25 protein-coding genes are annotated in these 23,970 nt (G+C 61.8%); 14 read left to right on the top strand and 11 right to left on the bottom strand.

Translation table 11 applies throughout. The features are described from left to right. Nucleotides 1–160: 160 nt before the first annotated feature. Nucleotides 161–1,000 (top strand): serine/threonine-protein kinase, encoded by an 840-nt coding sequence (locus FFT87_RS01585; RefSeq protein ID WP_219949640.1) that lies wholly within the window; start codon nucleotides 161–163, stop codon nucleotides 998–1,000. Between the two features lie 4 nt (nucleotides 1,001–1,004). Further along, nucleotides 1,005–2,219 (top strand): hypothetical protein, encoded by a 1,215-nt coding sequence (locus tag FFT87_RS01580; protein ID WP_219949639.1) that lies wholly within the window; start codon nucleotides 1,005–1,007, stop codon nucleotides 2,217–2,219. Here the strand turns inward: FFT87_RS01580 and FFT87_RS01575 are convergent, their stop codons facing one another. Both FFT87_RS01575 and FFT87_RS01570 read right to left on the bottom strand, forming a co-directional pair. After that, nucleotides 2,220–2,933, bottom strand: a complete 714-nt coding sequence (locus FFT87_RS01575; RefSeq protein ID WP_219949638.1) for a hypothetical protein — start codon at nucleotides 2,931–2,933, stop codon at nucleotides 2,220–2,222. Nucleotides 2,934–3,172: 239 nt separating this feature from the next. Then, on the bottom strand, nucleotides 3,173–3,865 hold the full coding sequence (locus FFT87_RS01570; protein WP_219949637.1) for a DUF4386 domain-containing protein: 693 nt from the start codon (nucleotides 3,863–3,865) through the stop codon (nucleotides 3,173–3,175). Nucleotides 3,866–3,959: 94 nt separating this feature from the next. Here FFT87_RS01570 and FFT87_RS01565 point away from each other — a divergent pair, with 94 nt between their 5' ends. Both FFT87_RS01565 and FFT87_RS01560 read left to right on the top strand, forming a co-directional pair. Then, nucleotides 3,960–4,394: a hypothetical protein gene (locus FFT87_RS01565; protein ID WP_219949636.1), complete on the top strand. Its 435-nt coding sequence runs from the start codon at nucleotides 3,960–3,962 to the stop codon at nucleotides 4,392–4,394. Continuing rightward, a complete protein-coding gene (locus tag FFT87_RS01560) occupies nucleotides 4,394–4,612 on the top strand; it encodes a helix-turn-helix transcriptional regulator (protein ID WP_219949635.1) in 219 nt (72 codons plus the stop codon). The genes FFT87_RS01565 and FFT87_RS01560 overlap by 1 nt, the downstream gene beginning before the upstream one ends. A gap of 28 nt (nucleotides 4,613–4,640) precedes the next feature. On the opposite strand, the gene FFT87_RS01555 is transcribed toward FFT87_RS01560, so the two are convergent. Next, complete coding sequence (locus FFT87_RS01555) at nucleotides 4,641–5,081, bottom strand: nitroreductase family deazaflavin-dependent oxidoreductase (RefSeq protein ID WP_219949634.1); 441 nt, start codon at nucleotides 5,079–5,081, stop codon at nucleotides 4,641–4,643. 90 nt (nucleotides 5,082–5,171) lie between these two features. Between FFT87_RS01555 and FFT87_RS01550 the strand changes: the two genes are divergently transcribed. The 6 genes from FFT87_RS01550 (at nucleotide 5,172) to FFT87_RS01525 (ending at nucleotide 9,896) form a co-directional block, all read left to right on the top strand. Beyond that, on the top strand, nucleotides 5,172–6,089 hold the full coding sequence (locus FFT87_RS01550) for an aminotransferase class IV (protein WP_219949633.1): 918 nt from the start codon (nucleotides 5,172–5,174) through the stop codon (nucleotides 6,087–6,089). A gap of 13 nt (nucleotides 6,090–6,102) precedes the next feature. Then, nucleotides 6,103–7,290, top strand: a complete 1,188-nt coding sequence (locus FFT87_RS01545; protein ID WP_219949632.1) for a low temperature requirement protein A — start codon at nucleotides 6,103–6,105, stop codon at nucleotides 7,288–7,290. A 200-nt stretch (nucleotides 7,291–7,490) separates the two neighbouring features. Beyond that, nucleotides 7,491–7,880 (top strand): VOC family protein, encoded by a 390-nt coding sequence (locus FFT87_RS01540; RefSeq protein WP_219949631.1) that lies wholly within the window; start codon nucleotides 7,491–7,493, stop codon nucleotides 7,878–7,880. 199 nt (nucleotides 7,881–8,079) lie between these two features. Continuing rightward, a complete protein-coding gene (locus FFT87_RS01535; protein WP_219949630.1) occupies nucleotides 8,080–8,337 on the top strand; it encodes a type II toxin-antitoxin system Phd/YefM family antitoxin in 258 nt (85 codons plus the stop codon). After that, on the top strand, nucleotides 8,334–8,738 hold the full coding sequence (locus FFT87_RS01530; protein ID WP_219949629.1) for a type II toxin-antitoxin system VapC family toxin: 405 nt from the start codon (nucleotides 8,334–8,336) through the stop codon (nucleotides 8,736–8,738). The genes FFT87_RS01535 and FFT87_RS01530 overlap by 4 nt, the downstream gene beginning before the upstream one ends. A gap of 54 nt (nucleotides 8,739–8,792) precedes the next feature. Beyond that, the gene (locus FFT87_RS01525; protein WP_219949628.1) at nucleotides 8,793–9,896 is read left to right on the top strand and encodes an acyl-CoA dehydrogenase family protein; all 1,104 of its coding nucleotides are present in this window, start codon (nucleotides 8,793–8,795) and stop codon (nucleotides 9,894–9,896) included. A 24-nt stretch (nucleotides 9,897–9,920) separates the two neighbouring features. On the opposite strand, the gene cydC is transcribed toward FFT87_RS01525, so the two are convergent. From cydC to FFT87_RS01510, 3 genes are read right to left on the bottom strand one after another with little or no spacing between them, the layout of a single operon-like run. Continuing rightward, nucleotides 9,921–13,229 carry a thiol reductant ABC exporter subunit CydC gene (cydC, locus tag FFT87_RS01520; protein ID WP_219949627.1) on the bottom strand — a complete coding sequence of 1,103 codons (3,309 nt, stop codon included), beginning with the start codon at nucleotides 13,227–13,229 and terminating at the stop codon, nucleotides 9,921–9,923. Nucleotides 13,230–13,244: 15 nt separating this feature from the next. Then, nucleotides 13,245–14,288, bottom strand: a complete 1,044-nt coding sequence (gene cydB / locus FFT87_RS01515) for a cytochrome d ubiquinol oxidase subunit II (RefSeq protein ID WP_219949626.1) — start codon at nucleotides 14,286–14,288, stop codon at nucleotides 13,245–13,247. An 18-nt stretch (nucleotides 14,289–14,306) separates the two neighbouring features. Next, entirely contained in the window at nucleotides 14,307–15,905 is a 1,599-nt protein-coding gene (locus FFT87_RS01510) for a cytochrome ubiquinol oxidase subunit I (protein WP_219949625.1), read from the bottom strand. A 131-nt stretch (nucleotides 15,906–16,036) separates the two neighbouring features. Between FFT87_RS01510 and FFT87_RS01505 the strand changes: the two genes are divergently transcribed. Together FFT87_RS01505 and FFT87_RS01500 are read left to right on the top strand one after the other, a co-directional pair. Continuing rightward, nucleotides 16,037–16,399, top strand: a complete 363-nt coding sequence (locus tag FFT87_RS01505; RefSeq protein ID WP_219949624.1) for a BlaI/MecI/CopY family transcriptional regulator — start codon at nucleotides 16,037–16,039, stop codon at nucleotides 16,397–16,399. 2 nt (nucleotides 16,400–16,401) lie between these two features. Further along, a complete protein-coding gene (locus FFT87_RS01500; protein WP_219949623.1) occupies nucleotides 16,402–17,238 on the top strand; it encodes a M56 family metallopeptidase in 837 nt (278 codons plus the stop codon). Here the strand turns inward: FFT87_RS01500 and FFT87_RS01495 are convergent. Then, entirely contained in the window at nucleotides 17,235–17,978 is a 744-nt protein-coding gene (locus FFT87_RS01495; protein ID WP_219949622.1) for a hypothetical protein, read from the bottom strand. The genes FFT87_RS01500 and FFT87_RS01495 overlap by 4 nt on opposite strands. Before the next feature lie 217 nt (nucleotides 17,979–18,195). Here FFT87_RS01495 and FFT87_RS01490 point away from each other — a divergent pair, with 217 nt between their 5' ends. Continuing rightward, nucleotides 18,196–18,444, top strand: coding sequence for a hypothetical protein (locus FFT87_RS01490; RefSeq protein WP_219949621.1), 249 nt, complete (start codon nucleotides 18,196–18,198; stop codon nucleotides 18,442–18,444). A 12-nt stretch (nucleotides 18,445–18,456) separates the two neighbouring features. On the opposite strand, the gene FFT87_RS01485 is transcribed toward FFT87_RS01490, so the two are convergent. The 3 genes from FFT87_RS01485 to FFT87_RS01475 form a co-directional block, all read right to left on the bottom strand. Next, nucleotides 18,457–19,683 (bottom strand): MFS transporter, encoded by a 1,227-nt coding sequence (locus tag FFT87_RS01485; protein ID WP_255560002.1) that lies wholly within the window; start codon nucleotides 19,681–19,683, stop codon nucleotides 18,457–18,459. A 113-nt stretch (nucleotides 19,684–19,796) separates the two neighbouring features. Beyond that, nucleotides 19,797–21,113, bottom strand: a complete 1,317-nt coding sequence (locus FFT87_RS01480; RefSeq protein WP_219949620.1) for an alpha-hydroxy acid oxidase — start codon at nucleotides 21,111–21,113, stop codon at nucleotides 19,797–19,799. An 8-nt stretch (nucleotides 21,114–21,121) separates the two neighbouring features. After that, complete coding sequence (locus tag FFT87_RS01475; RefSeq protein WP_219949619.1) at nucleotides 21,122–21,784, bottom strand: GntR family transcriptional regulator; 663 nt, start codon at nucleotides 21,782–21,784, stop codon at nucleotides 21,122–21,124. Nucleotides 21,785–21,902: 118 nt separating this feature from the next. Here FFT87_RS01475 and FFT87_RS01470 point away from each other — a divergent pair, with 118 nt between their 5' ends. After that, entirely contained in the window at nucleotides 21,903–22,895 is a 993-nt protein-coding gene (locus tag FFT87_RS01470; protein ID WP_219949618.1) for a Gfo/Idh/MocA family protein, read from the top strand. A gap of 81 nt (nucleotides 22,896–22,976) precedes the next feature. Here the strand turns inward: FFT87_RS01470 and FFT87_RS01465 are convergent, their stop codons facing one another. Continuing rightward, nucleotides 22,977–23,894 carry a 2-hydroxyacid dehydrogenase gene (locus tag FFT87_RS01465; protein ID WP_219949617.1) on the bottom strand — a complete coding sequence of 306 codons (918 nt, stop codon included), beginning with the start codon at nucleotides 23,892–23,894 and terminating at the stop codon, nucleotides 22,977–22,979. Between the last annotated feature and the right edge of the window lie 76 nt (nucleotides 23,895–23,970).

Here is a 23,970-nt window from a genome sequence, read left to right as displayed (position 1 = left end):
GCGGCGCTCCGAGACGAGAACAACTACTTGACACCCACCTGCACAGACACGGCGGAGAACTCGAAATTCTCTCGAATTTCTTGGTCGGGGCATATTATGGGGAAAACGAGCAATTGTCCGGCGTGTAGCGTTGCCGGGTCGAGACCTGGAACGAGACGCAATGGCTGAGGTTGAATACTCTGAAGATGCACTTATCGTCGCGTTCTCAGCGGAGAACGCACACTTTCTCGGCCGCGGGAGCTTCGGCGAAACATGGTGCGTCGAAGGTGCCCCCGGTTTGCCCCAGCAAGTTGCGGTCAAGGTGTTGATTGAGCGTTCGTTCGATCCGAGGCGACTCGCTCGCGAAGTCGAGGGGCTCCAGCGTTTTGACTCACCAGGCATTGTAAAGCTCGTAGAGTTGCGCAACATTGACATCGATGGGGGAAGTCGAACTGCCCTTGTGTGTGAACACATTGATGGCGGCGATGTGGCTACGAAGCTAACCGAATCGGGAACTCTTCCGTCCCGTGGCCACGTCCGAAAGTTTGCGATTGGCCTACTTGCAGCAATAGCCGAATTGCACGCGGCAGACACGTGGCATCGGGATATCAAGCCAGCAAACACGCTTCTGCGCGACGGTCGTTGGCGAGCTCCTGTTCTCATTGACTTCGGGTTGTCGCGAGCGGCGACAGACGCAACTCTGACTGCATATCCGCAGCAGGTTGGGACATTGTTGTTCATGTCGCCAGAAGCCCTTCGCGGAGAAGCTGCGCGAAAACAAGCCGACTTGTGGTCATGTGGCGTAATGCTCTACATGCTTATTGCCGGTAAGCATCCTTTTATCTCGAATCAGGACGGACTGCTTCCAGACGATGTAGTGGATCTCGTGGCCGGGACTCCGCTCCCGCTTCCCAAGAACGTACCTAACGATCTAGGAGAGGTCGTCCTGCGACTGCTCGCGCAAGCGCCACACGCACGTGGAAGTGCAGCACGTGCTTTGAACACCCTTCGAAAGGCCTGATCTAATGACGCACACTTCTGGTTCCACAACTGCCGCTCCCGCGCACACATCCTTGAAGAAGATACTCCGAGGGGATACACCTGTACTGCTCGTTCACAAGAGTGTCCAAGCCGCTCAACGGCTCGATGAGGTCTTCGGCCAGCTCGCGGTGCTTCATGGCAAAAATCTTGGTGTCGGAACTGTGATCAGACTTCCAGGAATGAGTTCTGCTGCCGCCTCGCGCTATATGAGCAGCCATTCTTCGATCCCACTACGATTCGTTGACCCCGAGCTTCATCTCAATCCCGCTGGAGATTGGCCAGATGCCCCAGCAATGTCAGCCTCGGCGATGGCCTGGCCATACCTAACAGGATTGCCGACAAAACCCACAGCAGCTTGGATAAAACAGGTTCTAGAAGTCCAGTCAGATCACGGAGCGACTGTTCACCTTTCCGCTAGCGGTTGGGTCAGCGAAGTAAACGGACGAAAGTCACTTGATGCTGCGATGTTGTTCGTAAAAGAAAGCCGCCAATCGCTTGGCAACGAACCCATGTTTGTGAACCTGACTCTGGATTCGCGTTGGTTGTCGGACTCGGCTCTTCGGGAGCTGCTACTTCAGGAGATGGTTGAGAGCAATGAGAAGCGATGGTATCTGCGCTTCTATTGGCCCGAGGTGAGCCCAAGATACGGCCAGTTGGTCGATGAAGCCCTGCTCCGTGGTTACAAGGAGTTGTCTGCTGTGGCTGCGGCTGAAGGGAAGCAGTTATACCTGCCTAACTCGGGTTTGACAGGTTGGATCGCGACTGCGCTAGGCGCAACGGGGTTTTCAACTGGTCAAAGCTGGCCTGAACAGGCCTTTGCTCGTCAACGACGCGCAGGTGGCCGTGCGGGACAGCCACCGCCTCCCCGAATACCTCGACTATTCGATTCAACGCTCCTGCACACTGTCGAATTTGCGGAGTCCGTTCGATTGCGCGGCTTTACTGGACACAAGCATTACGACTCGGCTTTTTCACTCGAGATCGACGCTGCCGGGCACGATTCAAAAACGGCAAGCCTTCATTATCTGATGGCGGTCGGAAGGATGCAGGCAAGATTGAACATCGCACGTCCCAATATCGGTGCACTGAAGCGAGCTCGAAAGGGCTCAGCGTTTCTCAAGTCGCTAAACCGGGTTGATCGCCCTGCAGGATTGAATCGCGCCGAGCAGTTACCTGTCTGGGAATCGATCCTCCGCTGATTAGGTGAGGTTGCGCCAACCGAAGACCGGGTATATCTGGCCTTCGACTTCCCCGCGTTCCCACATCTCAAGGCAACGCTCCGCAATTAGCATCCGTCCGGCGAGGCTTCGCTTTTTTGAGAAGTAGCGCGGGCGGGCCAATACCTTGGCGCGCTGTGTACGCGGGTCTACTGCGATCACGCCGATGCCGCCAGCCGCAATTATCGATAGCTCATCCTGAATATTTCGAGCGCTCCTAGTTTCCAAAGCCACAAAGGCGGCATCTGAAGAAAGTTGCTGGCGACGGGCTTGCCCTATGGCACGATGCCAATCGCGGAGTTTTGCCTCGACAGTAACCACGCGTCGAGCTATCCAGCGTGACTCGGGCGTTCGAGACACGAGGCCAGAGGAATCTATGGTGAACCAGCCTCGCTCGACCAGCAGCGGAACTACGCCCCTGCGGACATACTCCGGGGTTACATTGATCGCTCGTGCTAGGTCCGATTGAGATAGCAGCGAATCCCCGAGCGCAATTACCGCGCGAACCTCCGTGTCAGTCGAAAGCGGCCGCACATTTGCGGACCGCCTCGTTGAGACAGCGTCCCAATCGAAACGGATCGCGGTGAGGTCGGGGACACCGTGTACGGCTGGCACCTCGCTAAACACGTGCACATTGCTTTCAGTGCGGTGGCCGAAAGCGAGCCGCGGTATGGCCGCGCGCAGTGGAGCAATCATTTCCGATTCGTATCGAAAACGAGTGCTGGGATCGTTGGTCCGGATAATGAGTGACAAGAGGCATCCTGAAGTTTGAGGATTTCGGACTTATTTGAGTCTACGGCTTTCACCCCACATTCTTGCTGAAGCAAGATGTGGGTTCATAAGCCTAAGCAAGACTGGCCCACAGCAGGAGAGTCTTTTTGCTGGATGAACGCGTGATCAGATGCCGATGCACAAGGATTCGGATTTAGGCCATTCTAATTCTTCCTAGTGACTGCTCCGTGCCGGCGGATGCCTCGAACGAGTAGGTAGCCGACTGTCCACAGTTCACCGACGGTCGCTGGCAACACGAGCCCATCGGCGATGGCTGCGGGGAACGATGCGATTGTGGCGGCAAGCACGGTGCTGAGCACGTAGCCGATTCCGCCAGCAATGAGGATGATGCCGAGGATGCGCGGCATCCGTTTCGTGGAGATCATGAACCAGCCCATCGGAATCAGCCAGAGGCCGAAGAAGACTCCGCCGGCGGCCCAGAGCGCGTCCGAGAGTGTGTACAGCAGCGCGACTGTTCCGGCGGAGTCCCCAGCCGGAGCAAGTGCCGGAGTAGCTGCCACGCTGACGGCGGTGGAAATCATGGCTGCGCTTGCCAAGATCGCTGCCGCATTAGCGATTCCGAACGACGCGACGGCGTAGGCGGCGACTGGGCGTTCGCCCCGAAAGAGCGCGTAGAAGCCGAGTGCCGCGAGGGCTTGCGTGATGACGACGAGCAGTTCGATGCCAACGCTGAGGTGGGCGAGCGCGCTGTTCTCGAGGATGTTCGTGACAGTTGCGGTTGGATCATCCGCGTTCTGTAGCTGCGGCCGGATGACGAGGAATCCGAGTAAACCAGTCACGGCGAGGCCGAGGTAGGCGGCGCCAGTGAGCCGAGCGGTGCGAGTGAGCGAGTGCATTTCTTCCTCCGAGTTCGATGTCAAAGATTATTGACACTTGACGGTAAATCCTTCATACTCGAAATGTCAAGAATTATTTACACCGGAGGTTCTCGTGGTTTACGAAGAGCGAAACAAATGGTCGGCACTCATCGTCACGCTCATCACGACGATCGCCTACGTGATCGTCGTCGTGCAAGCAGCAGACGGTGGCCCACTCACCGCCGTCGAATGGTGGCCGATCATGGCCTGGACGATTGGCATCAGCATTGTCGCCACCATCATCATCAGCGTGTTGTGGGGCATCATCGCCGGAATCTTCGACCCAGACGGCGTCGGCAAATCTGACCAACGCGACCGCGACATTTCCCTCATGGGTGATCGCGTCGGGCAATCCTTCATGGTGATCGGCGGGCTCGGGGTCATCGTCTTGAGCGCCTTCGAGGCCAACACCTTCTGGATTGCCAACGCCATGTTCTTCGGCTTCGCGCTCTCGGCAATCGTCGGTGGCGTCGCCTCTGTGATCGCGTACCGCCGCGGACTCGCCTGATGGTCAAGCCCACCAAGGTCACCAACAACATCCGCGCTCTTCGAGAAGCCGAAGGGCTGACACAGGCAGAACTTGCCCGTCGTATCGGGGTCACTCGTCAGACGCTCATCGCGATCGAGCAGGGCAAATACTCACCAACGCTCGAACTCGCGTTTCAAATCTCCCGCGTCTTTGTCGCAGGGCTCGACGAGGTCTTTCAGTACCCGGAAGCCGAATAGCGGGGCGAGGCGCTGAGCCGCTGCGAACCTAGCGCTCTTCGCAAATCACCACGGGGATGTCGCGGGTCGTCTTGGTCTGATACTCGGCATAACGCGCATTGGCGGCTACGATCTGCGGCCACAGCTCTGCCTTCTCGGCGGGGCTGGCGGTGTGGGTGTGCACGTTCAGGGTGCGTCCGCGCACAGTGATTTCGGCATCCGGATTCGCCTGCAGATTGCGGTACCAGAGCGGGTCGCGGTCGTCGCCGCCTTTTGACGCCACGATGACCCAGCGTCCGTTGCCGTGCACAGGCGCCGTGAGCATTGTTGACCGACGGATGCCCGAAACCCGACCCGTGGTGTGGAGCTCCAGTGAGGGCATGTTGCCGAGGGTCCAGCCGAGGCGACCACCGGAAAGGGCGAGCACTGCACGGTGTACGAAGTTCATCAACTTCATGACCACATCGCTGAATTTTCGGCTTCGACTCATCGGCCCATTATCTCTCGATTCCACCTCAGAATTGCTGTCGATAGAGTGAGGTGAATGCGGCGTCGACGCGAGGAAGAGTGTGAGCCAATCATGGTGAGAGAACCGTCGGACTCGTTCGCTGCAGGAGCCGCCTATATCGGAGGGTCGATCGTGCCGATTGGGCAAGCGGCGATCCCTATTCTTGATTTAGGATTTCTTCATTCTGACGCCACTTATGATGTCGTTCATGTGTGGAATGGCCGTTTTTTTCGGCTCGATGATCACCTCGACCGCTTCGAGCGCGGAATGACGAAACTTCGGATGTCGCTGCCGATAGACCGGGAACGAATTCGAGAACTTCTGCACGACTGTGTTCGGGCATCCGGTCTCGACAACGCTTATGTTGAGCTGATTTGCACGCGGGGGATGGCTGCTCCGGGGTCGAGGGATCCGCGCGACTGTGTCAACCAGTTTTATGCGTTCGCGGTGCCTTTTGCCTGGGTCGCAAATGCTGAACAGCGCGAGCGGGGGCTCTCACTGCATGTCAGCAGCGTGCAGCGAATCGCCCAGGAATCTGTCGACCCCACTGTGAAGAACTACCACTGGCTTGATCTGGTTCAGGGGCTTTACGACGCTTTCGATCATGGCGCCGAGACTGCCTTGCTCTCGGATGCCGCTGGCAACGTCGTCGAGGGCCCAGGGTTCAATGTGTTCGCAGTTATCGCTGGCGCACTCGTGACACCGAAAGTCGGGGTATTGCAGGGGATCACCCGTCGGACAGCTCTAGAGATAGGGGCCGAGTTCGAGTCGGATCTTGGATTGCGGGTCGAGGAGCGCGCGCTGTCGTATGAGGAGCTACTGGGGGCAAGTGAGGTATTCGTTACGAGCACGGCAGGCGGAATCATGCCAGTCACTCTTGTCGATGGTCGCGCAATCGGCGCCGGAATTCCCGGACCAGTTACGCAGAAGTTCACTGCTCGCTACTGGAAAATGCATGAGGACATTCGCTACTCAGAAGCGATTCGCTGACTAATATCAGTTCATGAACGCACTGCGCTCGCGGGTGGTTGCTCGGGACATTGATGAGCCTCACCGCAAAACGACGCCCCTTGAGCTGCTCTTCGACCTGACTTTTGTGGTGGCCGTTGCCTCCGTGGTCGCCCAGCTCACTCACGCAATTGAGGTCGGTCACGCCTTCGAGGCGATCACCCCTTTTCTGATGGTGTTCTTCACCATTTGGTGGGCGTGGAACCAGTTCACGTGGTTGGCATCCGCCTATGACACGGATGACGTTCCCTATCGTCTGTTCACGATGCTGCAGATGGGTGGCATCCTCGTGCTCGCGGCTGGCGTGCCCATGGCGTTCGACGCCGGCAACTTTGCTGCCGTCACTATCGGTTACTTGATCTTGCGGTTGGGGCTGATTGCGACGCTGCTGCGAGCGGTCAAGGATGACCCGGAGACCCGAGCGACCGCGGGGCGCTACGCCCTGGGAATCGGGATCGTTCAAGCCGGATGGCTGCTGCGGTTGCTGTTGCCGGCCGAGTGGGGCATGGTGTCGTTCTTGGCTCTCGTGGTCGCGGAGCTGACAGTGCCACTCTGGGCGGACCGCGCGAAACGGCTGTCGTGGCATCCGCACCACATCGCAGAGCGCTACGGAAAGTTCACGATTCTGGTGCTCGGTGAGAGCGTGCTCTCGGTGACAATCGCGGTGCAGGAAGCGTTGGAGGACGGGCTGTCATCGTCGCTCGTGATCGCCTCCGGCGCTGGGCTGGTGCTGCTGTTTGCGCTCTGGTGGCTGTATTTCTCCGTTCCCGCAGTTGAGGGGCTGAAGAACAAACGCGAGCGCTACCTGTTCTGGAATTACGGACACTACTTCTTGTACGCGGCGCTCGCCGCCGTCGGCACCGGCATCGAAGTCGCCGTGCGCTCCGTCACGAGCGACCTCGAATCGAGTGAGCTCGTCGTCGGCTATTCGCTCGCACTGCCGGTAGCGATCGTGGTTCTGCTGCTGTGGCTGCTGCACGCGCCCATGGTGGAGACGGTGTCGATTCCGCGAACGGCAACCGTCATTGCGGCCGTCGTGATTCTGGCGCTGCCCTTTGCGGCATCCATTCTCGGAACGATCGGGGTCGCGGTGGCCGTTGCTGTCGCTACCGTTGTGCTGCTGTTGGTTGCGCTGCTGACTGGTCGTATGCGGGCCAACGCTCTTCAATCGTCTCCAAACTAGACGGTGCGCAAGACGAGGCGCGAGGCGAGGCTGCCCGGTCTATTGCGACAGAAGTGATGGTTGCATCTGGGGCCCGAGCGCTGTGGAATGTTCTTGACGGAACTCCCACACGCTCGGGTTGAGCACTGATTCTTGAGGTTTGATCTCTGAGGTCTGCTCTGTGAGCTCTCGATGCCGAGCCTGATCGAAAGAAGAGCATCATGTTTTCTGCCACTAGTGCATTCTCGAGTTTCAGCGTTGATGATCTCGACGCCGCTAAAACTTTTTATGGCACAGCCCTCGGGCTGACGGTCACGGATGGCGATATGGGTACGCTGCGCATCACGCTTCCGGGTGGGGCCGAATTGTTTGTGTATCCGAAGGAGAACCACGAGCCTGCGAGTTTCACGATCCTGAATTTTGGGGTGGATGATGTGGAGACTGCCGTCGATCAGCTCAACGCGGCGGGGGTGGTCACCAAAATCTATGATGGCTCTTCGCTTGGCGGCGAGCTTGGCACTGACGAGAAGGGCATCATGCGCGGTCACGGTCCCGAGATTGCGTGGTTCAAGGATCCGGCAGGCAACGTGTTGTCGGTAATGAAGGTCTAGCTATCGTCGGCGAGCGTTTCTTGGAGTGCCCACTCATTTCCGTCGGGGTCAGCACAGTCGACCGCTCGGACGACGGCTTGCCTGCAGAAGGGAAGCCGCGGAAGCCGCAAAGCAACGTTGCGCCTCGGAGGTTATTGAGCCCGAGTTCACATCAGGGTATTATGGCTAGGTAAGCTAGCCATAATGTTGGAGGCGTCAAGTGAGGCTCGTAAACATCCTTGAAGCGCGCAATACGCTGTCCCGGCTTGTGGCAGCAGTGGGCGATGGTGACGAAGTGGTTATTGCCAAGCGCGGTAAGCCGGTCGCGCGCCTGGTGCCTGCCATCGAGAGCGTTTCCGAGCACACCGCGGCGCGAGCAGCGGAATGGCTGACCCGTAATCCAGTTCCCAGCCTCCCGGCTCGCACCGCAGACGAGCTTGACCGCCAGATCGCAGCCGAGCGTGAGGGCTGGGAGTGATCTACCTCGACTCCTGCATCGTGATTTACGCTGTCGAAGATGACGGGCCGCGCGGAAACGCTGTGCGCCAAAGGCTCACTGACGCTGCTGATGCAGTGGTAGCAGTGAGCCCCCTTGTCACTCTCGAATGTCTCGTTGGCCCCCTTCGCGACGAAAATTTCGGGCTCCACGACCACTACCTCCGCGCGCTCAGTAACTTCAAGTCGCTTCCGCTGGAAGCCGAGCATTACGTCAGAGCAGCCGAACTTCGAGCCCGCTACGGTCTCAAAACGCCAGATGCTCTTCACCTTGCTGCGGCCCAAATGCACGGTTGTAGCGAGTTGTGGACCAACGACGATCGCCTTGCTGCGGCAGCGAAAAATTTGGCGATGAATGTGACGTCATCTCCGTTGGAGTTGTGACGCGCTGCGTTGCGACGCACTGCTTTGTCTCGCGCGGCACAGTAGCGTTGACCCATGACGGTACTCACCCCAGCACTGCTTGATCGCATCCGGTCGCGGGCCGCGCGCTACGACCGCGAGAACATCTTCTTCACCGAAGACCTGCAAGAGCTGCGCGCCGTCGGCTACCTCAAGCCGCGCAGTCTGCGTGAGCTGTCGGATGATCAGCGCCTGCTTGCCGCCTACGCTCCGGCCACGGCGCTCGCCGTCAACATGCACCTCGTCTGGATCGGCGTCGCCTGGGCTCTGCGCGAACGCGGCGACTCCAGCCTCGACTGGCTGCTGGCGGATGCCGAAGCCGGCGAAATCTTCGGCTTCGGTTTGAGCGAACCTGGCAACGATCTCGTCATGTGGGACTCGCTCACCACCGCCGAAACCGTCGAAGGCGGTTACGTGTTTACCGGCACCAAGATCTTCACCTCGCTGTCTCCCGCGTGGACCCAACTCGGTCTCTTCGGCAAGCACACCGCCGACGATGGCACTGAAACCCTCGTGCACGGTTTCATCGAACGTTCGGCTCCCGGCTGGCGCTCCCTCGACGACTGGGACACCCTGGGCATGCGCGCCACTCAAAGCCACACGACGGTGCTGGATGGCGCCTTCGTTCCCGCAAACCGGGTCGCCCGCGTGCTGCCCGTCGGCCCCAACGCCGATCCGTTCATCTTCGCGGTGTTCGCCAACTTCTTGCCGCTCATCGCCTCTGTCTACGCAGGGCTCGCCGACCGCGCTCTCGAACTCGGTGTCGAAGCACTGCAGCAGCGCAGCTCGGCCATCAGCGGTGACGCGTACTCCGAGCATCCGGATCTGCGCTGGCGCATGGCGGATGCCGCGCTCGCGCTCGATGCGATCGAACCCCAACTGCACAGCATCGTCGACGACGTTGATGGGCTCGTAGATCACGGGGCTGGGTGGTTCCGCAAACTGACCGGTGTGAAGCACCGCTCCACCGAAACCGCACGCCACGTTGTCGACCAGGTCATGCGCTCAGCCGGGGGAGGAGCCTTCCGCAGCACGAGCGAACTCTCGCGCCTGCAACGCGATGTGCTCGCGGGCATCTACCACCCCTCGAACCCGGAGTCGGTGTACAAGACCGTCGCGAGCGACCTGTTCGGGAGCTAGGCGGAGCGGGTAGCGCTCAGCGCGCTAGACCGCAGCGACCTCGCGCACCCCGAGTCGCAAGCTCACGTCGCCGTCGCGCCGCTCATCGTCGTGGTGGCTGACGAGCACCACGATCTTGTCGGCGAGAGCCGTGCGCAGGTCGGTGATGAGTTGCTCGGCGCTCGCAGCATCCAAGTGAGCGGTCGGCTCATCGAGCAGTACGACATCCGCCCGCGTGAGCAGTGTGCGGGCAACGGCCACGCGTTGGCGTTCGCCGCCCGACAGGCTTTCGCCCGCCGAACCCACGCGAGTGTCGAGGCCGCGGTTGAGCGAATCGAAGAGTGGGCCGAGACCTACCTGGCGCAGCACCGCAACGAGCTCGTGCTCGGTCGGCTGATCATCGTGCGCGCGGCCCAACAGCAGGTTCGCGCGGATCGTCGAATCGAAGAGGTGCGACTCCTGCGGGCACCACGTCACCGCCGCGCGCAATTGCTCGGGCGACAGCTCGCGAGCATCCACACCGTTTAGGCTCCACGAGCCAGCGGCCGCCGGAAGATACCCGAGCAGCGCCGCCAACAACGTCGACTTACCCGCTCCCGAAGGACCTTCCACGACAAGCCACTCGCCATGTTCAACGCGAGCGGTCGCGCCCGAGAATGCCAGCGTTGGGCTCGAAGGCCAGCGGATGCCGAGCTCGCGCAGTTCAAGCACGGTCACGTCAGCAAGTGGTTGGGCTGCGCTGACGCGCGTGCCCGCAGTAGCATCCGCGCCCGCAGTAACCGCGCGCACCTTCGCGAGCGCGGCACTGAGTGCAGGCCATTGCTGCACGGAGTCGACGAACGCGATCAACGAGTCGATGAGCCCAATGGGGATGAGAACGAGCACAGCAACGATGCCGATGGGAAGGGTTCCGGCGACGACGGCGGGAGCGGCGATGGGCAGCATCGCGACGGCGGTCACCGAGCAGGCGAGCACGACGACGGCGTTGCCGATTCCGAGGGCGCGGGCGCTGCGGCGGGAGAGTGCCCCAGCTTCGGCGTCGATGTGATCGAGGCGGCCGAGCATCCGCTCCCCAACACCGTTGGCGCGGAGATCGCCGGCGGCACCGGTCATAGCGGCGAAGGCCCGCACGACGCGTGATTGCACTTCGGCGATGCCGTTGGCGGCCGAGCGGTCGACCAGCACGGCGACGATGGGTGCCACGACGAGGCCCGCGGCGAGGCCCCAGAGCAACACAGGAACGGCCGGCGCATGCAGCAGGCCGACAGCGATGAGCGCGGCAAGCGAGGTGCCGACGGCGACAGCGGGCGGCAACACCACTCGCGGAACGAGGTCGCGCACGCGGTCAGACGCGGCAACGAGATAGTCGAGCGCCACCCCGCCATTGGCGAGAGCACGCGAGCCCAGAGCGCGAGCGCCGAGACCATTCCACAGGGCAACCCGCAGCTCGATCACCGAACCAAGCACCGCGCGGTGGGTAGCAAGTCGCTCTGCGTAACGCAGTCCGGCCCGGCCGATTCCAAAGAATCGCACGCCCACAATGGCAACAAGCAAATACATGATCGGCGGATGCTCGCTCGCCCGCACAATCAACCACCCCGAGATTGCCGTCAGCGAGATGGCGAAGAGGCTCGCGCCAATGCCGAGAGCGATCGCTCCCACGAGAGTTCCGCGGGCGGGACGCACAAACTCGAGCAGGCTGGCCAGAGTGGCGCGGGCTGTGCTTGGCGCGGGGAGAGCGTCAACATCCGCGTCGTCAGAAACGGTCAGGGACTCAACGCGAGCTTCGACGGCACGTGTTCCGCCCGAGACGCCAACGGAGATCACCTGATCGGCCAGAGCCCCGATCCCCGATTCGTGCGATGCCACAATGACGATCACGGGGCGACCGCGCAGCTCAGCAATGGCCGACTCCACGCGGGCAGCGGATGCCGGGTCAAGGTGCGCTGTTGGCTCATCGAGCAGCAACAGGGTTGCGCCCGCTTCGACGCGCAGCAGTCCGCGCGCCACAGCAATCCGGCGCAGCTCGCCGGGGCTCACCTGCCGCGGGTCAGCGTCGGCGACGCCCACTAAGCCCAACTCGGAAAGAACCGATTTGATCGCTTTTTCGTCGTTGCTGTAGAGGCGCAACTCGTCGAGCACGGTGTCAGCGACGGTGTGTGGATGTTGCGGAACCCATGCCACCCGGGAGACGTCGATGCCCCACACGCTGCCGCCGCTGGGCTCGCGATTGCCCGCCAGCACCTCAAGAACACTGGATTTTCCGCTGCCGCTGGGCCCATCCAGAGCGGTGATCGTGCCGGGGGTTGCCCGAAAGTTGAGGTCGTCGACCGCAGGAAGGGCCCTACCGTCGTAGGCGATTGTGAGGTTCACGACGCGGAACGCGCCGGCGCTCTGGCGGTGTTCGCGCGCCCGCGGTTCATCGATGATGGTGCGGGCCCGACGCAAAGCGGTGAGTCCGTTCTCGGAGGAGTGGAACGCGGCACCCAGCTCGCGGAAGGGTGCGAAACACTCGGGCGCGAGCACGAGAGCGATCAAGCCGACGGTGAGGGAGAGCTGATCATCCACAAGTCGCACACCGACGAAGACAGCAACGACCGCGACCGAAATGGTGGCGATAAGTTCGAGCACAAGGGCGGAGAGAAACGCGGTGCGCAGGGTGGCCATCGTTTTGGTGCGGTTCTCGGCAGAAATCGCCCGCAGTGCCTTCGACTGTTCGCTGACGCGACCAAGCCCCACCAGAACCGGCAGCCCCCGCGCCAACTCAACGAGGTGATCCGAGAGTCGTTCGAGACTCGCGCTTGCCGCCTCGGCCCGCTCGCGAGTGTGACCGCCGACGAGCACCATAAAGACCGGCACCAGCGGAACCGTCAGCACGATGATGAGCGCACTCACCCAATCGACGGACAGGATGCGCGCGCCAATCAGCAGCGGGATCGTTGCCGTCGTCACAATCGCGGGCAACACAACGCGGAAGTAGTTGTCGAGCTCGTCGAGCCCCACAGTCGCAATCGCGGTGCTCGCCCCGACGCGTGAGTCGGAGCCGGTGAGCACCCGTGCCGCGAGCTCACGGCGCAAAGACTCCTTAGCGCCAAGGGCGGCGCGAGTGGCGAAACTCTCCGTTGCCCATGCCGCCGCCGCGCGAAGCAGGCCGGCGGCAATGCCGAGGCCGATCGCGAACTGCCAGGCCGGGGCATCCGTCTCTATGACACCGACGACCCCGCGCGCAACAGCCTCAGCCATGAGCACGAGAGCGAGCCCCTTGAGGGATGCCAGCAACCCCAACCCGAACAGTGTGTGCACACCGCCCGGACCAAAGCCGGCGGCAAGTCGTTCGCGGAGTTTGGCCTTCATGCCCTCCATGGTGCCTTAGCTAGCTGAGACGCGAGGGGCGACTGCGGGCTTCACGACATGCGCCTCAGGCAGGTGATGCTCGCTCAGGCGGTTGCGGAAGACCCAGTAAGTCCAGCCCTGGTAAATGAATACCAGCGGCAACCCGAAGGCGGCGACAACAGTCATAACGCCCAGCGTATATTCACCGCTGGCTGCGTTCGAGATCGTCAGGTTGAACGCGGGATCGATCGTCGACGGCAGAACCACCGGGTACACGGCAGCGAAAATGGATGACGCCCCAGCGACCAAGAAAGCGCCGATTCCCACGAACGCCCAGCCTTCACGCCCGGCTCGAGCACTGATCCAGCCGAAGACCACCGCGACCACGGCGACGACAACGAGCGACCAGGTAATGACGCTGCCGTGCTGGAACTGGATGATGAGCACCCAAGCGACGATCGGGAGCAAAGCGACGGGGCTCCAGCGAACCACGAAGTTGCGGGCACGAACCCGCACTTCGCCATCGGTCTTGAGGCCAAGGAAGACGGAGGCGTGCACGAGAGAGAAGCCGACGACCGCAAGACCACCGAGCACGGCATACGGAGTGAACCAGGCGAAGGCCCCGCCGACCCGGTCGCCGTTGGCGTCGAGGGGGAGCCCGGTAGTGGTCAGTGCGAGCGCCGCACCGATGCCGAAAGCCGAACCGAGCGAGCCGAGGCCGAGGGCGCGGTCCCACCACATGCGCCACTTGTCTGTGGAGCCCTTGCCGCGGTATTCAATAGCAACGGCTCGGAAGATCAGGCTCACGAGCACGATCGTCAGCGGGATATAGAGCGCCGAGAACAGCGATGCATACCAAAACGGGAATGCAGCAAAAGTGGCGGCTCCGGCCGTTATCAGCCAGACCTCGTTGCCATCCCACACCGGGCCGATGGCATTGAGCATGAGTCGGCGCTGGCGGTCTTTGCGGGTGCTGAAGAGCAGCAGCATCCCGACCCCCAGGTCGAAGCCTTCAAGGAAGAGGTAGCCGATCCACAGCGCCGCGATCGCGATAAACCAGATTGTAGGAAGAAGTTCCATGAGTGGGTGCCCTTCTGCTTAGTAGGCGAACGCGAGAACGTCGTCGCGTCGGTCTGGTCGGTGGGGATCGTCGGGGTCGTTCTCGTCGTAGCCTTCGCCGTCGGGATGCCCGAGCTCGGGCATCGCTGAGGCGACACCACCGCGCACATACTTCACGAGCAACTTCACCTCGAAGACGATCAAGAAGGCATAGACCAGAGCGAGGGCGGCAAGCGAGAAGATGATCTCTTCACCGCTCACTCCTGGCGAAACCGCTGCGGCGGTGAACATGAAGACACCGTCGACGCCACCGGGGGTCGGGTTGGGGGCAACCACGAACGGCTGACGACCCATCTCGGTGAAAACCCAGCCGGCAATGTTGGCCCCGAAGGGAGCCGCGATGCTGAGCAGCGCCGTTCCCATGAGGAACTTCGACCGCGGAACCGTGCCCTTGCGAACGATCCACAGGGTGAGAAGCGCGAAGCCGGCCGCGAGCATCCCGAACCCGATCATGAGGCGGAAGCCCCAATAGGTGACCTCCATGATCGGCAGGTAGTTGATCTCCATGCCGGCGCGCTCGCCGTACAGCGGGTCATCCGGAAGGTTCGTGCCGTAAAGCGCTTGGTACTCGGGAATCAGCGTGTTGACACCCTTGATGTTGGTGTCGAAGTCACCGTGAGCGAGGAACGAGAGAATGCCGGGGATCTCGATAATCGCGACGACATCTTCACAATTCTCGGAGCCGAGGTTTCCGATCGACAGCACCGAGAAGCTTGTGCCGTCGTGACAGGCACCCTCAGCAGCTGCCATCTTCAGCGGCTGCTGCTCAAACATGAGCTTCGCCTGAAGGTCACCGGTGATAGCGACTCCACCGAATCCGAGGATGGCGATGACGGCGCCGATGCGGATGCTCGTGATCCAGACCGAGTGATCTTTGCGATCGCGGCCAGGGATGCTGGCGTTCTCGCCGACGACGACCCGGCCCTTGGCATCCACGGAGTCGATTCCATCGCGACGACGCTGCCACAGCTGGTACCACGAGATGCCGACGACGAAGCCAGCACCAACGGCTAGCGCGCCGGTGATGGTGTGGGCGTAGGCAGTGAGGGCGGTGTTGTTGGTGAGCACGGCCCAGATGTCGGTCATGACCGGGCGACCGTCGATGAGTTCGACGCCAACCGGGTGCTGCATCCACGAGTTGGCCACGATGATGAAGAACGCAGAAACGATGGAGCCGGCGACAGCGATCCAGAGAGTTGCGAGGTGGACCTTCTTGGGGAGGCGGCTCCAGCCGAAGATCCAGAGGCCGAGGAAGACGGATTCGAAGAAGAAGGCGAGCAGGCCTTCCATAGCGAGGGGAGCGCCGAAGACATCACCGACGAAGCGAGAGTACTCACTCCACGCCATGCCGAATTGGAACTCCTGAACCAGGCCTGTTGCCACGCCCATGATGAAGTTGATGAGGTACAACTTGCCCCAGAACTTGGTCATGCGCAGCCACTTCTCGTCGCCGGTGCGCACCCACTGGGTTTGCATGAGCGCAACGACCGGACCGAGGCCGATCGTGAGCGGGACCATGATGAAGTGGTAAACGGTGGTGACTCCGAATTGCCATCTGGCGATTTCTAGGGGGTCCACTCCAGGCCTTTCCTCGATGCTGCTCTGACTTCTCCGGATGCGGCAAGGCATGTTCTACGTGCAGTAGAAATCCGTTACCTATATTTCTACACCCTCGTAGAAATTATTTCTACTTAGGGTAGAATTGCCGCATGAACTCCCTCGGTGAACTTGAACGCAGCGTGATGGATCTGTTGTGGGCGAGCGTCGAAAGCCTGTCGGCCTACGACCTCCAAGCCAAGCTCGCCGGCCCCGAGGGCGCTGGCCGAGAGCTGGCAGCGACCACAATCCTCACGGTGCTCTCGCGGCTCGAAAAGAAGAACTTCGTGATGCGAGAACGCGACACCCGACCCCACCGGTACCGCGCCGCAGCCGGTCGTGAATCCCACATGGCCGACCTCATGCACGAAGTGCTCGGAGGGGCAAGCGATCGCGCGGCAGTGCTCGAACGATTCGTCGGCCAAGTCTCGAGCGAAGAAGCCGAAACCCTGCGCCGTATTCTCGCTGGGCGTTAACAGTGGTCGCCGCAGCCATCGCGCTCGGCCTCGTCGCAATCCTGCTGGCGTGGCCCGTGCCAGCACTCCTGCCCGGGGCGCCGTGGGCCTATCGCCGTCCCACCCTCGGACTCCTCGTGTGGCAACTAGTTGCACTCATTGGCGGCACCAGCATGATCGGCTCTCTGGTGCTCCTCGGTGCGGCTACCTTCGCCGCTGACCTGCCAGATGCCGCCAACGGAATGTGGCGCTTCGTCACCCACAACGAACTTCCCGAGGGCTCCTCGGTGTGGTCGTTACTCCTGCTCTCGGGTGCTCTCTTCCTCGCCGCGCACCTGCTGCTCAACCTTCTCGTTACCGTCGTCTACGCCGAGCGCGAGCGCGCCCGGCACGCTCAGCTCATTACGCTCTTGAGCGAGCCCATGGCTGATCGACCAGGCACCAGGCTCATCGATACGCGCGCCCCCGTTGCCTACTGCTTGCCTGGCGCTCTTAGGTCGATCACCGTGCTCACCGCCGGACTCATAGAGATCCTTGATGAGGATGAGCTGCTCGCCGTCGTTGAGCATGAGCGAGCCCACGTGCGGTTGCGCCACGACATCGTGCTCATTCTGTTCACCGCGTGGAAGGTGTCACTGCCGTGGTTGCCCACCGCCCGCAACGCATCCCGCGAAGTCGCCCTCCTGCTCGAAATGCATGCCGACGACCAAGCTCTCGCTCACGTCGGACGGGGGAGCCTCGCCCGCGCCATCACGATCGTCTCCGAAGGCGGGTCGCTCCCGCAACGCAGCGAACTCTCTGCAGCACTCCCCGAATCCACGCCCAAAGAACTGCGCGCGCGGTTGCTGCGGCTCGCCTAGGCCGTCGGCTCGCCGTCGCTTGCCTCGAGGCTGGCGCGATGCTTTGTGTACTCCTGGGACTCAAGCCTGCGGGTAGTGCTGGACTCTGTGCGAAACGGAATGCCGCGCGCGGCAAGCACGGTGTCCGTGATCTGGAGCAACCGGATATATTCGGCCTGCTCGATGCGATCGGTGAAATTCACCACGGCCTGACCGGGAGTGTTGCCGTAGGGGTCAACTAGATTAATGGTCTCTTCGTGTGGCCCTCGTTGGATCACCGCGTCAAAGTCTCGCAAAACGAAACCAAGAGCCAAGTCGTCATGGGGGCTGCGCGCCATTTTCTCGCGAACCATGAACGGCTTGCTGGTGAGGTCTAGTGAACGATCCGTGGAGAACCGCCCCTCAAAGTTCACGCTCGCGATCTCGTCCCACAGGACAAAGACGTTCGGGGACACGAGAACGCCACCTTCTCTGAGCTCATAGGTCGATGCCGTGCGCGACCTCGCGACGAGGTACGCGATGAAGCCTCCTGGCGGGAGAAAAAGGGCGACAGTAATCAGCCACAGTTCGGAATTGGACGAATTGAGGTTACTCGTTGGCTGGACGAGATAGCCGATGAGGATGATTGCGAACACCGCTGATCCGACAGCGGCGAATCCAAACTTGAGGGCATATCCCGGAAGCGTCTTTGCTGGCTTCCGCACCGCGGCATGAAGACGGCCACGCGACGCCACCGGGATCGGATCCTCGTAGTCGTTCATAGTGAGAGGTTATCGGCTATCGCCCCGGTCGACGCGCCAATTCCCGCGGACCCGCCGACCTCAGCAGCGCGCGGCACGCCTCCGAGCTAGTCCGCCTTAATGACGACTAGTTTGGCCCCCAATTGGGGTCTAGCGTTCAAGGAGAGAGCAAGTCTCAGGCTTTCTCTCTCGCTACACAGTCGCACTAACCAGGCAGAGCTGGAAGTAGGGGGTAATCATGAATCGAAAAGTGCTCAGATGGGTCGTCGTTCTTCTCGCGAGCCTCACCGTAGCCGCGGCCGCTGCCGTCTGGCTGATCGTGGCCGGTACCGCGCCCGAACTCGTGCTGATTTCAGGTCTCCCGCCGTTACCCACGCTCGTGCTCGGCATGGCCGCCCTCATGGTGGTCATTTCGAGTCTCGCGCTGATTCGAGCCGACATGCCGCCGCGCCGTTCCCACACGCGCTCAACGTATATCGCGCACTAGATGCTCACGCCGCTAGTTAGCGACTTTCGGCCGACGGATGAAGGCGAGCGGCAAGGTCAGTAGCGAGATCGCCGCCGCGACCAAGATCGCGGGTGGGAAGGCGAACGCCGTCGCGAGGGTTCCGATGAGCACCGAACCGAGGGCGGTTCCGAGGTCGAAGCCGATGTTCCACACGGCGCTTGCGGTGCCGTATTGCTTGCGCTGTACGGCGGCAAGCGAGAGCACGAGGGTCAGGTTCTGCAGACCACCGTAGGCGACACCGACGAGCGTCATGCCGACGAGGAACAGCAGGATGCCCGTTGCTTCGGGGTTCTGAACCGCAGCGGCAATCGCCAGGAGTCCCGCGACCGAAATGACAACGAGGGGCCAGAGGAACCGGTGGGCGCCGTAACGGTCAGCGAGCCCGCCGATGGCCCAACGAGTGACGGCGGCACTCAGGGTGAGGAGAGCGAGGGCGCCGGCAGTCGTTGCCGGGGAGGAGCTCATTTGCGGCGCGAAGGTGAGTAGCGCGCCGCCGGCGAGGGTGACTCCGCTGAGCAACATCATCGGGCGCAGAAGACGGCCGGCGAGCATCCACCGCTGAGATTTTCCACCGTCACTCGACGCGATCGGAGTGGAGCCGGTAGGGGGCAGAAGGTCGCGTGCCGCGGCTTGCTCTCGAAGAACGCGCGCGAGCCGGGGCGCGGAACTAATGCCGAGCAGGGGAAGCGCGCCGAGGGCGAAGACGGCCCAAAAACCGACGGTGTCGGCGAGCAGGGTCGCGGTCGGCACGAGCAGAACCTGGGGAACCGCGATCGCTGCACCGTAGAGTCCAACGGCAGCTCCGTGCTGGGCACGATCGACGAGGTTTGCCACCACGGTCGACCCCGTGACGGTCAGGATGCCGAAGCCGATACCGCGAACGGCGGAGATGGGGAGGATCCAGGCCAGCTGATCTGAGAAGAGCAGGAGCAACGCCGGCGCTCCTAAGAGCGCGAGACCTATCCCGAGAACGCGCCCAGTGCCGAAGTGATGGAGGAGGCGGGGAACGAAGGGTTGCGTCATTACTGTGACGAGTAGCAGCAACCCATTGACTAACCCTGAGCCTGCTTCAGTGGCACCGCCTTGGCTTGCCCATAAGGGGGCGATGGGAAGTAATACGGAGAATCCCCCAAAACCGGCTGCCGTCACCACTAATAGCGCGGGCATTCCGGGTGCGCGCCAGATGGGCAAGGGGCTTGGCGGGGGATTGTGAGTCACGGTGTTCAACCCTATGCCTCGGTGAGTAGTCGCTGACTCAGGTCGGACGTCGTGGCTCAACGTGGGCAGAGAGCTCGCGCGGCAGCCCACCACAGTCTGCGGCGCGAGTGGTCTCAGTTCTTGGGCGCGGTTTTCGCCGGCGACTTGCGCGGCGCAGCACGCTTCGCGGGAACTGCTGCAGCAGCGCTCGGGGCAACTGCCCGGGGAGCTAAACGCTGTAATTGCGTAACGTGCTTGGGTTCGAGTTCTTCGATGCTCGTGACTTCGAGCAGCTTCATGGTGCGCACAATCTGGTCGGAGAGAATCTCGATCGTGCGATCGACGCCTTCGCGACCTCCGGCCATGAGGCCATAGAGGTAGGCACGGCCAATGAGCGTGAACTTGGCGCCGAGCGCCATCGAGGCAACGACATCCGCTCCGTTCATGATGCCGGTGTCGACCATCACCTCGACGTCGCTGCCTACCTCGCGCGCGACTTCTGGCAGGAGGTGGAACGGGATGGGGGCACGGTCGAGCTGGCGACCACCGTGGTTCGAGAGCAGGATGCTGTCGACGCCAAGGTCAGCGAGGCGCTTGGAGTCCTCAAGGTTTTGCACGCCCTTGATCACGATCTTTCCCGGCCACATGGCGCGGATGACCTTGAGGTCTTCGTAGTTGATCGACGGGTCCATCGCCGAGTTGAGAAGCTCGCCGACAGTGCGGCCTCCTGTGGAGGAGAGCGACGCAAACTCCAGAGGCGGAGTCGTGAGGAAGTCGAACCACCACCACGGGCGGGGGATCGCGTTGACGATCGTGCCGAGCGTCAGCTGCGGCGGGATCGAGAAACCGTTGCGGGTGTCGCGTAAGCGGGCGCCGGCGATGGGGGTGTCGACAGTGAACATGAGGGTGTCGTAGCCGGCTGCTGCCGCACGTTCGACGAGGCCGTACGAGATCTCGCGCTCGCGCATCACGTAGAGCTGGAACCAGTTGCGACCGTTCGGGTTCGCGGCCTTCACATCTTCAATGGATGTCGTGCCGAGCGTCGAAAGGGTGAACGGGATACCTGCTGCCGCTGCTGCGCCCGCCCCCGCACTCTCGCCCTCGGTGTGCATGAGGCGCGTGAATCCCGTTGGCGCAATGCCGAAGGGCATTGCGGAGGTGCCGCCCAAGATCTGGGTGGTGGTGGAGACGGTGGAGGCATCGCGCAGGATCGACGGGTGGAACTCGATGTCTTCGAACGCCTGGCGCGCACGGCTCAGCGAGATTTCACCTTCGGCCGAGCCATCCGTGTAGTCGTAGGCGGCCTTGGGGGTGCGGCGCTTGGCGATGTCCTTGAGGTCGTAAATGGTGAGGGCGCTGTCGAGGCGACGCTTCTTGCCGTTGAGTTCTGGAGCCTTGAACTTCATGAGCTTCGCGAGCTCGATGGGGTTCGGAAATTGACGCTTAACCATGAGGTGCCTTAGCTGTCGGTGTCGAGATCGGTGTCGGTGTCGGTGTCGGTGTCGAGGTGGAGGAGGAGGCGATCGCGCGCCCCCAAGATGTGGTTGCGGGTGAGACGCTCGGCGCTCGCGGCATCTCCGGCGGTGATCGCATCGAGGATGCCCTGGTGTTGTTTGGCCACCTCGTGGGCGGTAATGAGTTGGGCGGATTGAACCTGCCCAATGCACAGCTCGACTTCACCCAGCAGCAGTTCGTGCAGGCGGGTGAGGCGGGAGCTGGGTTGACCGGCGACGAGCGCTCGGTGAAATTGGATGTCGTGGTGCGCAAAGTCGCTTGTCGTGGCCAGGGCACGATGGGCGGCGAGCGCTTCAGCCGGAATCGCGCCCGCTGTGGCGAGGGCAGCCATCGCGGATGCTTCGACAATCGAACGCGTGTTGAACAAGTCGAGCACGTCGTCGTAACTGAGCTGGGGAACGCGAGCTGCCCGGTGCACTTCGCGGCGCAGGATGCCGTCGGCGACGAGCTTGTCGATGGCGATGCGAGCGGTTGGTCGCGCTACGCCGAAGCGGAAGGCGACGGCAGACTCAGTGATTGCCGAGCCGGGAGCATCTTTCTGCGAAATGATGTCTGCGCGAAGTCTCTGCGCAACAGTTTCGGGGAGTGCTGCTGCGTTGTCGATCATCGCTCGCCCCTTCTATTCTCTTTGGATTGTTAGACAATTTAGCAGACTGTTAGACAAAGAGAAATAGCGGCCTGTTATATTGACCGCATATGTTTTTATGCACAACAAAGGAGATGGCATGACGAAGAAGTTGGCATGGGGAATCTTGGGCACCGGCTGGATAGCAACCCTGCAAACCAGTGACCTTATCGAGCACGGCTTCACCATCGCCGCAGTGGGATCCCGCACCCAGGAATCGGCAACCAAGTTCGCCGCCGAGTACGGCATCCCGACCGCCCATGGAAGCTATGAAGATCTCGTCGCCGACCCCAATGTTGACGCCATCTATGTCGCCACTCCGCACCCCTTCCACGAAGAACACGCGTTGCTGGCGCTCAACGCGGGCAAGCACGTTCTCGTCGAGAAAGTCTTCACGATGAACGCTGCACAGGCTGAGAACGTCGTTTCGCGGGCATCCGAACTCAATCTTGTTGTGCTGGAAGCCATGTGGACGCGCTACCTGCCCCACATGGTGCGTATTCGTCAGCTCATCGCCGAGGGCGCGCTCGGCACGATCCGCAGCGTGATGGCCGACCACAACCAGAGCATCTCGACGGATCCGCTGCACCGCATCAACAACCCGCTCCTCGGCGGCGGGGCGCTGCTCGACCTCGGCATCTACCCGGTGTCGTTTGCGCACGACATTCTGGGCGCGCCCACAAGCGTTGTGGCAGTCGCCACCAAGACCGAAACGAACGTAGACCGACAACTGTCGATGATTTTCAGCTACGGCACTGAAGCGCAAGCGGTGATCCAGAGCACCCTCGACCTACGGGGCCCCACTCGCGCCGTGATCGTCGGAACCGAAGGCCGGATCGAAATCGCCGAGACCTGGTACGCGCCCACAACCTATACACACTTCGATGGCCAGGGGAACATTGTCGAAGAATTCGACGGCACCACCACGGGTCGCGGCATGCAGTTTCAGGCCGCAGAACTCGAACGCCTCGTCGCCGCGGGAGAACTGGCTAACGACATTCTGTCGCCGAGCGAGAGCATTGAGATCATGCACACCCTCGACGAAATTCGCCGCCAGATCGGGCTCACGTACCCGATGCTCGACGAGGGCTAGGAAACTCCTGGGCTAGGAAACTCCTGTGCTAGAACTCCCTCCGTCGCCCTGAGGGTGGGGGAGGGAGCCGTGCATTGCTCCCTAGCGCCCGTCAACGATCACGTGGGCCAGCTGTTCACCCGAGACTAGGCGCCGCGCTTGATCGCGCATGAGCGCATCCACTCGTGCGTGCATCGCCGCGGTCGCGCCACCGATGTGCGGCGTGATGGTGACGCCGGGCGTCGACCACAGCGAGTGATCGCTCGGAAGCGGCTCGGGCTCGGTGACGTCGAGCGCTGCCCGAACATGACCGGCGGATGCCGCAGCCACGAGGGCGTCGGTGTCGACGATCTTGCCGCGAGAGACATTCACGAGCAGCGCGCCTGGCTTCATTGATGCGAGGAACGCGGCATCAACGAGCCCAGTGGTCGCGTCGCTGAGAGGCACCGCGATAGCGACAATGTCAGCTTTTGCGAGCAGCGCAGGCAGGGCATCCATTGACTGGATGGCACCGCGGGCGTCACTGCGGTTGCTGCGGGCAACACGCACGACGTTGGCGTCAAACGGGGCGAGCTTGTCGGCGATCTGATTTCCGACGCCGCCGGCTCCGAGAATCACGACAGTTTTGCCGGCAACTCCGGGTTGCTCGCGCTGATTCCAGGTTCCCGACTGTTGGTTCGCGAAGTGTTCAGGAAAGCCGCGTTGTTCGGCGATGATCATGCCGACAGCAAGTTCGGCGGTGGAGGCTTCGTGCACTCCGACAGCGTTGCAGTAGGTGATGCCGGCCGGCAGGCGGCTTTCGACACCGTCGAACCCGAGCGACTGAGACTGGATGGCAGCGACATCCATCCCGGCGAACGCGCCGAGACCACCGGAGGCTCCCAGATAACCTGCCAGCACTAGGTTGATGTGCACGGGCGGTGCGCCGTCAGCTGGCCCCCACACGATGACGTTCACGTCGGGCAGTTGAGGCGCCAGTCTGTCGTAAATGTGCTGATCGGGAAGGGCGATTGTGATCATGGTGCAGGTCTCCTGAATGGGACGGTAGGCAGCGGCTCATCCAGCATGCCTCACACAATCGTTATTTAGTCCGCAA

Origin of the sequence: Salinibacterium sp. M195 (assembly GCF_019443965.1) — a bacterium.
Lineage (GTDB): Bacteria > Actinomycetota > Actinomycetes > Actinomycetales > Microbacteriaceae > Rhodoglobus.
The sequence above is the reverse complement of the archived record's forward strand: the minus strand, read 5'-3'. Positions and strand labels throughout refer to the sequence as shown.